The following is a 15,035-nucleotide window of genomic DNA, read 5'->3' on the forward strand; positions in this document are numbered from 1 at the left end:
TCCCCTATTTATCCATCCGAACAATCTTGGGACGAAATGTTCCAAGTACATTAACCAACTCCTGCTGTAAGCTCATCACACGATGAATATCCTTGTAAGCATGTGGAGCTTCATCCAATGCCCCCCCGATCAGTTCCACATCATGTTTCTCTAATTCCTTAAGCATAGCACTTTTGGTGAAGCTACTTTTGCAGGCTGCCCTTGACATCATGCGTCCGGCTCCATGCGATGCCGATTGCAGGCTCAATGGATTTCCCCGCCCCTCGACAATAAATCCGGGTGCGGTCATGGAGCCCGGGATAATCCCCAGCACCCCCTGTCCGGCGGGTGTCGCCCCTTTGCGGTGAACAATACATTCTCTTGCATCGACAGTTTCCTTCCAGGCAAAGTTATGGTGGTTGTCGATAGTCAAAACGGGTCGTTCTCCTAAAGCCTTTGCCAGACGCCTGTGAATATCCTCATGACAGGCCCGAGCATAGTCGCCGGCTAAATTCATCGCCAGCCAATACTCCTGCCCTTCTTGGCTATCTAGATCTAACCAGGCCAAATGCTGTACCTGACGTGGCAAAGGGCATTGTTTTGTGGCTAAATGCGTATACTGTTTGGCAATATTAGCCCCCAACCCACGGGACCCACTATGTGACAAAATCGCCAGATATGCCCCGGGCGTAATTCCCCAGTCTCGGTGAACGGTGTGCAGCTCCACCACACCAAATTCGACAAAGTGATTACCACCACCTGAAGTCCCGAGCTGTTTATACGCTTTATCCAACAATGATTTCAACAGTGGAATATCTTTAAATTCTGACCGGCTAAAAATCGCATGATCCTGTTTGTCGCGATGCGTATCGTACATACCGAATTGGGTATTTTCTTTCAGTATATTTCGCAACTGGAATTCTCTTCCTTTGAAATAACTTGTCGGTAGATCAAAGATAGACAGGCTCATCCTGCAGCCGATATCCACACCCACCCCGTAAGGTATCACGGCATTATCTGTTGCCAGCACTCCGCCGATCGGCAGGCCATAGCCCATATGTGCGTCTGGCATCAATGCTCCCCGATATGCTATGGGTAACTTCAACGCTTCATACAATTGCTTTTTGGCCTGTTCATCAATTTCATTTTCACCAAATATGGTGAAGGGAGCCATCTGCTTGTTGAGCTGCCGCATACGGGCTTCAACCGGCTGAATTAAACCTTCGGCAAGCTTAGCCCAAATTGCATCCGTCCTAAATTTTTCAGGTGCCTCGAGCACCGTTTTTACTTCCAAAAGGATATTTTCCTTCTTTTCTCCTTTTCGGTAGCGTGTTATTAGCCCTAAGGCTACTTGTATAATATGATGTTGTGGAAAACCGATTTTAATAAGGTCTTTCCCCGATAATTTACTTCCCATATTTTTTAAAATAATTTAATATGCTAACTTATCCAGCTCAGGGATAAGCATTTTAAAATATCCGGGTTTTCTTTTCTTGAATAAACAGTCTACCGACAGTGGCTCATCACATTTTATAGCATGAACAAAATGACATACAAAAACAGGTCGGTTAACCTATATGGGTCAACAAAAAAATCGACCGATAAAAAACAGACCCGGCATAGCCCGGCTAAATAGAAAATAGAAAGAAATAAAAAACCCGAATGATCTTCGGGCTTTTTTCATGTCGTAACGAATACGTTATAAGTGAAGAAAAGCACGAAGAATGCTTCCAGCAAATCCATTTGCCGTTAAAGCGTCTTTTGTTTTTATCTTATCGACCAACATAGTTCTTCGTCTTTTAAATTGTTTAAAAATTAATATCAGTGGCAAAGGTAAGTAAGTTAAATTCAATTTTCCAAATTTCGAAGAAACTTTATTTTGAATTAAAAGGCAGCGGATCTTTTAGAAAGAAGGTATAATCGAGTTCCTGTCCAGCTCTTTCTACCTTAAAGCGGATCTCTTTGCCTTCCTCTGATTTGAAAAGTGTATGGATCGCTTCCAAGGTATAGGAAGACGCTGATCGACCATTGATCTTTAACACTTTATCATCCGGCTTTAAACCTACGATTGCCGCAGGAGAATCTGCCCGGACGGTTGCGATTTTGTACAAATTTTTCAACACAAATCGGTATTGTATCCGATTGTCCATGCGAACTTCGGTTCCGCCGTCTTTTTTTAGGTAAATAGGCACCTCCTCCTTTTCATATTTAATGCCGTCATGAATGATTTCCAGGCCACTCATATTCAAATAATAGAATTTATCAAAGTTCCTGTTTTTAACAAGATAAACAGCGTTATTGGGATAATCGAAGATTACTTTAAATCGACGCAGAAGTTCGTTTCCAACAGAGCCGATTCGTTCATTGACAAAAGTCGCATGCTGGGTCGAACTCAATTCAGGATAAGCCACTAGTGGATAGTTCATGGTAAAGGGACCAAGTTCCAACGATTTGATTCGATTTCTTTTTCCGTAAATTTCACCATTGAAGCCCTGTCCAATATAATCGTCAATAAAAGGTGGTTTGATGGCAAAATCGTTTAATTTGCTAGGGATAAGCATCAGCGCGTCGCTATTGCCCATGTCAATCAATACACGACCTTCGATGTCTGCGGAATCCTGATTAAAAGCGATCGAAATATAGGGTCTGTTATTTAAAATATCCAGCGGTATACGCTGCATTTTAGCAAGTCCCTTAGGATATTCTCCTTTCTGATAAAGCGTAACCCGATGTTTCAAAAAATCCATTTCAACGACATGATCGTTAAAAAAACGGCTTCCCATGATACCATTTATTTCAACGCCTATACGGGTAGAAATATCAATATGTGCATTTTTAAGGATATAGATGGGCTGATCTGTATCTTCATAGACACCAGCAATGTTAACTTTGTTATTTACAGACAGATAACCATCCAGTCCTTCGTCCTTCCCCAAGCCTTGAAATTTATTAACAAAGACAGCGCTATCTATAGATTTAAGTGTCTCCCCAAATATCATGGTCTCCTTGACTCCGGTGTCCAACAAGAAGTTCATAGCATAGCCGTTGACCTGTACAGGGATAATAGCGAGGTTATGGACAAATAAAAAGGGAATTTTAGCCTTCTTTTTTTCTTTCAGAACAAAACGATCCTGTCCCCACGCAAAAACGGAACAGAATAATGCTAAAGATAAAAATACTGCTTTCATCCAAGTTTATATTTGGTATTTCCAATTTAAACAAGAAATCTCATAATAAAAAAGGTTTACACAAAAAAAGCAGTATATATCTTTTTATCAACTTTATTAACATCTATTCGAGCCTTATCATCACTTCGCTTGCAACAACATACTACTTGCTTTGCTGTTTCTCTACCGTTTGAGGTTTATTTTATTGCCATTATTCCAAAGAAGTAGTAAAGAATTGCAAACAAACACCGAGCCTGACCCAAGGAAAGTACGAAGAAGGTATCTAGAAAAGGCAAAGAAATGGTAATAAACAAGCAAAGAGACATCGAGAAAATAGCAACAAATAAGCAGAGAAACAGCAAAGGAATACAAAGAAAAAGCCCTATTTTCCTTTAACGTTTAAGATGATTTTCCAATCATATAGATGCATTCATCTGTGAGTCAAACTAGATATTACGTCTATCATCTTCAAATATTTCGAGGTCATTGGCTTTATAGCTAGGTTCTATTCGACAAGCATCTTACGGCATAATAATTAGAAAAGATTCTACTTGCAAAAAGCCCTCTCTACGTGATGTAAAGAGGGCTTTTGTACCCGGAGCCGGAGTCGAACCGGCACGGTTTCCCACTGGTGTTTGAGACCAGCGCGTCTACCAATTCCGCCATCCGGGCATATCCGTTTGGGATGATGCAAAAGTAGGTTTTTTATTGACAAAGAGAAAACTTTTTGAACAAATTTCTCGTCAAAACCAATATTACACTGAAATACAGTCAAATAATTTTCCCTTAATTACTCAAAAAACTCGCCCTGACCGTTATATTAGCTGTTTTCTTTCGTGAAGTTGTATTAAAAGCACCTCCGGAAGAATATTCCTCATTGTCATTCTGACCTGTTATCTGAAAAATCCCCAGATCAGCTTTTACTAGACTACCTAACCCTGCATTCGATTCTTTAGCGATATTATCAGCACGTTGGTGTGCATTCTTCGAAGCCTGGGAAATAAGTTCCAATTTTAGGTCCTCTAATTTTGAGTAATAATAATTGGGGGTGCTCGAACTCAACTCTATTCCTTTCGAGATCAATGTCGATATCTCCCTTGAAGCATTGTCTACCTTATTCAGATCCTTGGATTCCACACTTACCGTCTGTGACAATGTATAGCCTGAAAATGTATTATACCCATTGCCTTTCCCATCGGTATGGTATTCAAAGTCTTTGGCGATATTTACAGCTTCAAAACGAATTTCGTCCACCTTAATCCCTTGCTGAACTAAAAAATCGCGTACCAGATCACGATCTGTTGCTAATTGGGCCGAAGCAGCACTTAATTCGAAGTTCTTTCTGCTAAATGTGGCGTTCCATTTTACCAAATCCGATTCAAAGTCCTTCTTAGCATTGCCATTTACAGTAATCGTCTGTGTGGATTTAAATTTATACCGGTAAGCATTGCCCAATATCCACGCAGTAAGGAGCACAACTACGCCTACTATGATAGAAACAATAATAGATGATGATTTCATAACCAGTTTTTTATATTTACGTAACAATGAATATACTAAAAAATCGACGTTTTTTTATTTTTTATAGATAAATTGCGACAAAAAGATTCAAACATGAATAAGAAAAATATCTGTATCCCATTCTGTTTTCTTGCGACCCTCGCTGTCCACGCACAAAAGAAACCATTGGATCATACGGTATACGATAGCTGGCAAAGTATATCATCTCCCTATATCAGTAAATCCGGTAAATTCGTACTCTATCAAGTTTCGCCACAAGAGGGCGATAATCAACTCTTCCTAAAAACAAAAGAAAACAAAGAATTGATTCAGATACCAAGGGGATATAACGGTAAATTGACGGACTCAGAAAGCCACTTAATCAGTTTAATAAAAGCACCCTTTGCCGTAACACGCGAGGCAAAAATCAAAAAGAAAAAAACAGAGGATTTCCCCAAAGACTCTTTGGCTATTTATAATTTAACAACTTCTTCGCTCGTTAAATTTGCACAGGTCAAGTCCTTCAAGGTGGCAGAACAAAATAGCAATTTTGTTTCCTTCCTTTTTGACAAAGAAGCAAACGAAAAAACAAATTCGTCCAAAAGCCCAGCAGATTCTACGCAAAACAAAAAAAATACAACGGATAAAAAGAAGAAGACAGTTGCGACATTAGCTTTATATGATCTCAATTCGGGAGATTCGGTCCAATTCTCCTTAGTCGATCAATATGAATGGAACAAAAACGGAACGAAACTTGTCTTTTCAAAGAAAACGGATGCGAAAGACAGCTTATCTAAAGAGTCTGGTGTTTATCTGTATGACATAGCTACTAAAAATCTGAAGAAAATATCAACGGGCAAAGGTGAGTACAAAAACTTCCGTTTTGATGAGACAGGTAATCAATTGGCTTATTTGGGAGATCTTTCCAAGGAAAAAGCGATGGTTAAAAATTACAACCTTTATTATTATACCAACGGCATAGATACTGCACAGTACTTAGCGACCAAAAATAGCACAGGCATTCCTAAAAATTGGGCTGTTAGCGGAGATGGGAATATCCGATTCAGCAAAAATGGCGAAAAACTTTTCTTCGGCATCGCCCCGATCTCACGTGTCAAAGATACCACATTGGTCGATTTTGAACACGCCAAAGTCGATATATGGGGCTGGCAAGATGACTACTTACAGCCTATGCAATTGGTTAACTTGAAAAAAGATCTTTCCAAAAACTTTTTAGCGGTCACCTATCCAAAAAATAATCGTACGATCATTCCGCTAACAGATGAAACCTTCAATTCCACAGCGCTTACGCCTGATGGAAATGCCGAATACATTTTGGCACGTACGGATTTTGGCAAACGCATCGAAAGTCAGTGGAAAGGTGGAACAAAGGAGGATGTCTACCTCGTTTCGACGAGAACCGGTCAAAGAGAACTCATTCTCTCCAACTTCTCGGGAAATGTAACCTTAAGTCCAGATGCGAAATATATCGTTTATTTTGATGAAGAGAAAGGGAGCTGGAATTCGTACCAGATCAGTTCGAAGAGAAAGACCGTATTAAATGAAGGTATCCCAGCCTCTTTTTCGGATGAAGAGAACGATATGCCTACGCCTGCCCAAGGCTATGGCATGGCGGCCTGGAGTCCAGATTACAAAGGTATCTATGTCAACTCGCGTTATGATATCTGGTATTTTAATCTGGATGGATCCAATAAATCCATCCTCACCAACGGTTATGGCGCGGCCGCCCAAACAACATTACGATATCTACCTTTGCGACGTGAAGAGGACCGTGATCAGCCATTGACATTGGATTATAAAAAAGGAGGTTTCCTGACATCATTTGATAACAAAACAAAGGAATCTGGTTTTTATCAATTTAAAGGTCAGCACAACGACCCCAAAAGGCTCTTTGTTGAACCAAAGACATTTAAAAATATAAATGCCTCCGCTGACCAACAAACCATTCTTTACACAAAAGAAGATTATGTCAGTTCAGCTAATGTGTATATGAATAGTATTAAATTTAAAAACGAATTGCAGCTATCAGATATTAACAGACAGCAGGCAAACTATAATTGGGGCACTGCCGAACTCGTCCATTGGACCACACCGGCAGGCCATCAGGCGGAAGGTATTCTGTACAAACCGGAGAATTTTGATCCGGCAAAGAAATATCCGGTCATTGCTTATTTCTATGAGAAGCTTTCAGATGGTCTATACACCTATCAACCTCCCGCCCCCACTCCTTCGCGGCTGAATATCCCGTACTTTGTGAGCAACGAGTATTTGGTATTCGCACCCAATATCAGTTACGAAACTGGACATCCAGGAAAGTCAGCAGAAGAGTATATCAATTCCGGCATGCGTTATTTAGCGCAAAACTCTTGGGTGGATAGTACCAAAATGGGCATTCAGGGACAAAGTTGGGGGGGCTATCAGGTCGCACACCTGATTACGCGTACCAATATGTACGCTGCAGCATGGACCGGAGCTCCGGTTGTCAACATGACATCCGCCTACGGGGGAATACGATGGCAGTCGGGCATGTCGCGTCAATTCCAATATGAGCATACACAGAGTCGTATCGGCAAAACACTATGGGAAGCACCCGAACTGTACCTAGAGAATTCGCCACTATTCCATTTAGATAAGGTAAACACACCTGTTGTTATTATGGCCAACGACAACGATGGAGCTGTGCCCTGGTACCAAGGCATCGAAATGTTTACCGCATTGCGCCGGCTAAACAAGCCGGTCTGGATGTTGAACTATAATGGCGATGAACATAATTTAATTCAACGACAAAACAGAAAAGACATACAGATCCGCGAACAGCAATTCTTCGATCACTACTTGAAAGGAGCTCCTGCGCCAAATTGGATGAAGAAAGGAGTGCCTGCCACCTTAAAAGGAATAGACTGGGGACTGGATTATAACTAAAAACACACCAAATAGATCGATTTGCTTGAATCGATCTATTTTTTTTAACCAAAAACCAGTCACAAATGCATATTTTGCAAAAAAAATAAAAAAAAATTTCAGTTTTCAGTAAAAACACAATATTTTTGAAAAACAAAATCAACAAAACTGTAATTTAATTATAAAATACAAATGTCGAACCTAAGATTCAAAGCAGTAGAGGCAGCGGGCTCACGCCAGATTGCACAATTTGAAAAAGTTGAAACTAAAAAAGCAACTGACATCTACGGAAAGAACGTTTTTTCCGTAAACAAAATGAAAGACTACCTTCCTAAAAACTCATACAAGGAGTTAGTTGCATCCATTGAAGAGGGACAGATTATTTCTAGAGATTTAGCTGAGCACATTTCGCAAGCAATGAAAACTTGGGCCCTTAATCATGGCGTTTCCCACTACACGCACTGGTTTCAACCTTTGACTGGTTCGACAGCTGAAAAACACGATGCATTTTTTGAACCTGATGAAAATGGCGAAGCAATCGAAAAATTCACGGCGGATGCTTTAGTTCAACAAGAACCAGACGCTTCATCCTTTCCAAATGGTGGTATCCGTAACACATTCGAAGCTAGAGGATATACAGCATGGGACCCATCTTCACCAGCATTTATCTACGAAACCGGTGCTGGTAAAACACTTTGTATCCCCACAGTATTTGTTTCTTATACTGGTGAATCATTAGATTATAAAGCTCCTTTACTAAAAGCAATCAATGCAGTTGATAAAGCTGCAACTGACGTAGCACAATATTTTGACAAATCAATCACAAAAGTAAACGCTTCTCTTGGTATCGAGCAAGAATATTTTTTAGTGGACCTATCTTTATACAATGCACGCCCTGACCTTCAATTAACTGGCCGTACGTTATTTGGCCACATGTCTGCTAAAGGCCAACAATTGGAAGACCATTACTTTGGTGCGATTCCAGAGCGTGTATTAGCTTATATGGTTGATCTAGAAAACGAAGCATTAAAACTAGGTATTCCATTAAAGACGCGTCACAATGAGGTAGCACCATCACAATTTGAATGTGCACCAATGTACGAAGAGATCAACTTGGCAATTGACCACAATCAATTGTTGATGAACGTGATGGAGCAAGTTGCTTTGAGACACAACTTCAAAGTATTGTTACATGAAAAACCATATTCTGGTGTAAACGGTTCCGGAAAACACAACAACTGGTCTTTGATTACGAATACGGGTATCAACCTATTATCTCCGGGCAAAACGCCTAAAAATAACTTGATGTTCCTGACATTTTTTGTCAATACTATCAAAGCCGTATTTGAAAATGCAGATTTAATGCGTGCGTCTATTGCAAGTGCCAGCAACGACCACCGTTTAGGTGCAAATGAAGCTCCGCCAGCAATTATTTCGATCTTCTTGGGTTCTCAATTAGATGAATTGTTGGAAGAAGTAGAATCAGCTCGTGTAGCGAAAAAAGTAAAAGCTGAAGCTAACTTGTGGCACGGCATCCCTAAAGTTCCAGAATTAAAGCTGGATAACACGGACCGTAACCGTACCTCACCTTTCGCATTTACTGGTAACAAGTTTGAGTTCCGCGCTGTAGGTTCCTCAGCAAACTCTGCCCTACCAATGACGGTATTAAATGCCATCGTTGCTGCACAATTAATCGAATTCAAAGCTGAGGTAGACAAACAGATCAAAAAAGGTACGAAAAAAGACCTTGCGATCTTAAATGTTGTGCGTAAATACATTAAAGACTCAAAAGCTATCCGTTTTGAAGGAAATGGATACAGCGAAGAGTGGGAAAAAGAAGCAGCTGCACGTGGTCTTTCAAATATCAAATCTACGCCTAAAGCACTAGATGTCTATGTAAAAGAAGAGTCATTGGCATTATTTGAGTCATTAGGTATCTATACAAAACGTGAATCAGAAGCTCGCCATGAAATCTTGTTAGAAAACTTCTACAAGAAACTTCAAATTGAGGCCCGCGTTATTGAAGAAATGGTTAATAACCAAATCGCACCTGCATGTTTCACTTACCAAAATGAACTAATCGAAAATGTAAAAGGTCTTAAAGACCTAGGGCTTGCTCAAGCAGCATTTAGTTCACAGCTGAATTTCGTGGAGCGTATCTCAACACACGTAAACACCATTCTGGAACAAGCTGAAGCCATGCGTCAAGAACGTAAAAAAGCAAACCAGATCGACGATGTACGTGAACGGTCAATCGCTTATGACGAATTAGTAAAACCATATTTTGACGTGATCCGTTACCATGTCAACAAATTGGAAAAAATCGTTGACGATAAAAAATGGCCTCTTCCAAAATTGAGAGAGATCTTATTCTTAAGCTAATATCGCTTCATACAAAAACAAGAAGAGCATTCCAGCCGGAATGCTCTTCTTGTTTTATATACCGACAGTTGGTTTGAACAAAACCCTACCGGCCGCTATTTTTTCAAACGGTTATCCTCATCATTATTTCCGGCCCGCTTATCCACGGATTTAATATTGATGTTTCCAAAACGGTAAGAAAGTGAAAGCCGGATTACTCTACTATCATACCCATTGCGAATGCGATAATATCCGTTTTCCTGAACACTGGACAACCGACGCTGACCTCTGGTATTCAAAATATCGTTGACAGCCAACTTGACATTCAGCTTTTTGTCGAAAAAGGTTTTCCCTGCTCCAAGATCGACTCCATAGTAAGACTGAAAACCAAACACACCATAGACAGCCGGAGAGAAATAATTGGCGGTCAGTTCCAAATTGGTTGTCTCTCCAATACGAATATCATGATTGGAGCTCACCTGAAAAGATAGCTTTTCCAGTTGCCGCTGAGCACCCGAACGCTCGTCAAAATTATATTTGCTGTAGAACGCAGTCAAGTTGTTGGAAGTAGTCCACCATTTAAGTACTTTAACCGGTATATTGATATTCATATTATAATAGTCGAAATAGGTCAGGTTTCGATCTGTCTGCGCAATGGCCTTAGTTTCTGAATTGCTCTCAATTACCTGCGTGATCGCATCGTTCGTCCTCTTATAGCCAAGGCTCAACAAATAACGCTCTTTAAAGGTGTAATTCAATTCATAGGAGTTGGTATATTGAGGGTTCAAATAAGGATTACCGTATTGATAGGTATATTGATCCAGGTAGTAGATAAAGGGATTCAATGCACCATAATCCGGCCGGTCTATCCTTCGGCTATAACTTAGACCAAGCTTATGATTATCGTTGATCTGTTGCTGTATAAATACCGTTGGAAAGAAATCCGTATAATTACGTTTTGTCTGCTGTTCTAAGGTGACTGAATTACCCAATGAACTTGTATTTTCAACACGGAGACCCGTTTGCACAGAAAACTTCCCAAAAGACTTATTCAAGGTAATATATGCCGCCGCAATGTTTTCGTTGTATAAAAACTGATTACTCTGATCATCATTTCGGACAAATTCCCCCGCTGTGTTTTGATCCTCATAAACCAGATTATTATCTGTTTTTACGCGGCTGTATTTTAAACCCGCTTCGAGTTTTGTCGTTTTATCAAAGGGATGGACAAAATCGGTTTTGAAAACTAAAATTTTGGTGTTGGATAACATATCGTTTCGGAAAACCTTTGGCATCTTAAATTCCACCCAATTTGGATCCAGGAAACGATTTTTCACCGTGCTGTTATCGTGATTTTTGGAATACGAATAATCTGCATTGGCTGTTAGCTCAGTCCCCAAGGTATCGAATGTCTGTTTGTAATTGAGGTTATAAGCCAGGTAGTGATAGCCGAAATCCGAAAAGTTGCTCCCCTGTACCACAGAGTCCAATTTTCCTTTTTGTGAAGCAACCAGATTATCCCCTTGTCGTGTTGAATTGCCACTGCTGACATTACCATTGACAACAAAACCCAATACCTGCTGTTCGCCGAGGTTAAAATCAGCAGCGAATTTAAAATTATGCGCACGGTAACGAAATTTGGAGTAAGAATCTGAATTGAAATAAGTGGTCCCGGTTGAATCATTGACAGAGCGATCGATCGTTAAATCATTAAATCCTAAACTGTTATTATAATTATAGGACGCGAAAATATTCGCCCAATTATTTCGATGATTGACTAAGAAACCGCCGTCACCTTTCGTATATTTTCCCTGTCCCAGATTCAGATTTAGACTAACATTGCTGCCAAATTGCGTATTTTTTTTGGTTTTGATATTGATAATACCTGCATTACCGGCGGCATCGTATTTCGCCGGTGGATTGGTCAGTACCTCAATCGAAGCAATTGAATTTGAAGCCGTATTTTCCAGCAATCGGCTAACTTCATCGGCCGAAAGATAAGTAGGCTTACCATCAATCATAATAATTACGTTACTTTTTCCGCGGAGATTAATTTTTTTATTATCCAAAGTAACCCCTGGAACTTTTTGCAGGAGTTCCAATGCATTATTCCCCGTCGCCAAGATACTGTTTTCCACATTCAGCACAATTTTATCAATTTGACTTTCAATTAAAGGTTTCCTACCAACAACCTGAGCCTCGCCCAGCACTTTCGATACGGCCTCTAATCGAATGGTATCCAAAGACAATATATCACCCTTCTTTAGGGTTATTTCACTGGAACTGTAAGGCGTATACCCCACTGCCGAAACCTGCATCGTATATTTACCTTCGGGCACCCCCAAAAATTCAACTCCTCCATTCTCCTTAGACACGGTTCCTTTCAGCGGGATACCACCGGGATTACGGAGCAGTGAAATACTCGCCGCAGCAAGCGGCCCACCATCTCGGCCAACCACAACCGCCTTTAACTTCCCGCCATTCGATTGTGCAGAAACAGTTCCAAAAAAGGAAAATAGCATGATAATGATAGCGAATAGCAGCAGATTATTTTTATTTAGCTTCATAACATAATTTCTTTATTCCATCAACTGGATAGTCATTGTTTATTTAGATGACAACAAACATCGTGTATTCATTACACCTTGACTAGTGGAAATAGACGGATACCCTAAAACCGTCGGCGGATGGCTAAATAAGCTCGGTAAATTGCTTTTCAGGTTTTCTCGACCACATCATACTATTCATCCCCAAAAAGTATCAGTACACTTCTTTCAGGCGCGCCGGAGAACAATACTGCACATATCAGCTGTTTCGGAATAAAAATTCAAAAAATCAACAATATTCAAAATAAATAAAATGAATACACAAAATATTAAGCATAATATTTGTATTTTTGCATCGAAAATTAGTAAACTGATTGATGGGCATTGTATCATTAAAGGAAAGATTCTACCGTATTTATAGCCAAGTTACGCGATTTATCCAAGGTGAACACTTTGGTGATGCATTACGAAATGTCTCCATCAGTATTCTTCCAAGCCTGGCCATTTATTTATTGGGCACTCCCGCAGGCATCGCTATTGGTATTGGTGTCGGCTCCTTGTTGACCACACTGACTGATCCTCCAGGCAACCGAAAGGATAAACTATCCTCCGCACTGGTCTGCATTCCCACTTTCTTTTTTGCGTCATTTCTTACAGCATACTTCTTCCCTTACCATTGGCCTTTGGTTATTCTGCTAAGTTTGGCGGGATTTACCTTTACTTTATATGGTTTGTTCGGACCACGTTATGCTGCTATCGGCAACATGGCATTGATATTAATGAGTTTTGTCATCGGCTTGGCACCAAAACATCCGCTGGAAGTGAGCTTGCAAATTACGACTGGCGCGGCGATCTATTATGCCTTTAGCCTACTACAGGCCTATATAAGGCCGTATCGCTCCCTAAAACATGCGATGGCCAATGGCTTTCAGGGCTTATCTCAATTTTTACTGATCCGTGCGCAATCCTATGATCCCGCTATTCCACTGGGTGTTACCTATAGTCGTGTAGGAAAAATCCATGGCCAGATCAGTGAACAGCAAGAACAGATACGTTCCTTGCTATTCCGTGAAAAAAAAATTATCGGCCATCAATGGCCTAAGAGTAATTATTGGCTGAGTCAGGTTTATGGTCTAATTGATCTACACGAGCTTATTATTGCGCTTGATCATGACTATGATGCCATTCGGAAGAATCTTGCAGATACTGGAAGCCTTCCTGTGATCCGCCGCGCAATAAAATTACTTGCACTGGAAATCGACAGCTTTTCGCAGCCGCATAAAAGGTTTCGCTATGCACAACAATTGTATTATAATACGATTAAACTAAATGAGTTATTGAACGAGCTCAAAAATATTCAGCAGAAGCAAGTCGGATCAGCCGGCCCGATCCTATCGGCTATCATCAAAAACATGGAATCTATTCTTGAAGCACTCCGCCGAATCCAGGTTGCATTTTATCAGAATCAGGAAATTCAGGACAAAATCGGTACCGAGGAATATCAACAATTTATCAATCGTCCCTTAGGCAGTCTGGGGGAGATCAAAGATAAGCTTCACCTAAAAAATCCACTGTTTCGTTTTGCACTCCGCATGGCTATACTTTTTGGTATTGGTGCGTTGATCGGGATTCTGTTTCTGGATTTCAAATATACCTATTGGATCTTATTGACCATCGCGATCGTGGCAAGGCCTGCATTTTCGATGACAAAGACCCGCAATATCGAACGTATCGCCGGGACATTTTCAGGTATTCTGATCGGCATCTCCTGTTTGGCTTGCTTTGAAAGTCTCTCTTTATTACTTAGTTTATCGGCGACGGGCCTCTTCGGATTCTTTTTATTCAACCGATCGAACTATATGATCAGTGTAGTTTTTATCACCCTGGGCGTTGTCATTGCACTAAACTTATTTGAAGGTAATATCAATCTTATTCTAGGAAGCCGTATGGCTTTTACCCTGGTTGGTGCATTGCTCACCATCGCAGGATATTTCCTGATTCCCGTGCGCCAAAGCTCAAGCATGGTCCACCTGGCCAAGGAGGTTGTACACTACAACCAGCATTATTTTCAGATGATCAACAAGCGCCTATCAAACAACCTACAGAGCTCTTTTGATATCAGATTAGCACGAAAAAAAGCACAAACGGCAATGGCTCTATTTTCTGATTCCATTAACCAAATGAAGAAGGAACCTGAGCATAAGTGGATTGATTGGTCCCATATTCACCACTTTCAGGCACTCTCCTACCGCATCAACTCGCACCTGGTCGGGCTTTCGATTTCCATCAGCAAAAATCCTAAAGTCTTGCACAACGACATTTATAGCAGAATAGATGAGCTAAAACCGCTTTTGACAGATTTGGATCAAATCGCGGAACATATTGCGCTCGCTAAAAGGTAGTAGAAAATCCAGCTTTAAAACAGCAAATAAACCTATGATTTCAGCTCAGCATCTATTTTCGCAGGCAGTGGCGAACATGTATTTACAAAATAGTTTCAATTAAAAAAATGATTTTCTTTTGCATTAATAGAAAAGAAGTTTATATTTGCAATGTCTTC

General features: G+C 40.4%; 7 protein-coding genes and 1 tRNA gene. 3 read left to right on the top strand and 5 right to left on the bottom strand.

Annotation, left to right across the window (positions count from 1 at the left end; all coding sequences use genetic code 11):
• Positions 1–4 precede the first annotated feature (4 nt).
• The 4 genes from HPC41_RS12925 to HPC41_RS12940 all read right to left on the bottom strand — a co-directional run bounded on the left by HPC41_RS12925 (position 5) and on the right by HPC41_RS12940 (position 4,667).
• Positions 5–1,396 carry an RtcB family protein gene (locus HPC41_RS12925; protein WP_172394410.1) on the bottom strand — a complete coding sequence of 464 codons (1,392 nt, stop codon included), beginning with the start codon at positions 1,394–1,396 and terminating at the stop codon, positions 5–7.
• A gap of 457 nt (positions 1,397–1,853) precedes the next feature.
• A complete protein-coding gene (locus HPC41_RS12930) occupies positions 1,854–3,167 on the bottom strand; it encodes a PDZ domain-containing protein (RefSeq protein WP_172394411.1) in 1,314 nt (437 codons plus the stop codon).
• A gap of 571 nt (positions 3,168–3,738) precedes the next feature.
• Positions 3,739–3,818, bottom strand: a tRNA-Leu gene (locus HPC41_RS12935).
• Positions 3,819–3,932: 114 nt separating this feature from the next.
• Entirely contained in the window at positions 3,933–4,667 is a 735-nt protein-coding gene (locus tag HPC41_RS12940; protein WP_172394412.1) for an SIMPL domain-containing protein, read from the bottom strand.
• 93 nt (positions 4,668–4,760) lie between these two features.
• Between HPC41_RS12940 and HPC41_RS12945 the strand changes: the two genes are divergently transcribed.
• Positions 4,761–7,589, top strand: a complete 2,829-nt coding sequence (locus tag HPC41_RS12945; protein ID WP_172394413.1) for a S9 family peptidase — start codon at positions 4,761–4,763, stop codon at positions 7,587–7,589.
• Positions 7,590–7,760: 171 nt separating this feature from the next.
• Positions 7,761–9,950, top strand: coding sequence for a glutamine synthetase III family protein (locus tag HPC41_RS12950; RefSeq protein ID WP_172394414.1), 2,190 nt, complete (start codon positions 7,761–7,763; stop codon positions 9,948–9,950).
• A gap of 95 nt (positions 9,951–10,045) precedes the next feature.
• On the opposite strand, the gene HPC41_RS12955 is transcribed toward HPC41_RS12950, so the two are convergent.
• A complete protein-coding gene (locus tag HPC41_RS12955) occupies positions 10,046–12,496 on the bottom strand; it encodes a TonB-dependent receptor (RefSeq protein WP_172394415.1) in 2,451 nt (816 codons plus the stop codon).
• Between the two features lie 356 nt (positions 12,497–12,852).
• Here HPC41_RS12955 and HPC41_RS12960 point away from each other — a divergent pair, with 356 nt between their 5' ends.
• The gene (locus HPC41_RS12960; protein ID WP_172394416.1) at positions 12,853–14,877 is read left to right on the top strand and encodes an FUSC family protein; all 2,025 of its coding nucleotides are present in this window, start codon (positions 12,853–12,855) and stop codon (positions 14,875–14,877) included.
• Positions 14,878–15,035 lie beyond the last annotated feature (158 nt).

This window comes from Sphingobacterium prati (assembly GCF_013167215.1).
Lineage (GTDB): Bacteria > Bacteroidota > Bacteroidia > Sphingobacteriales > Sphingobacteriaceae > Sphingobacterium > Sphingobacterium prati.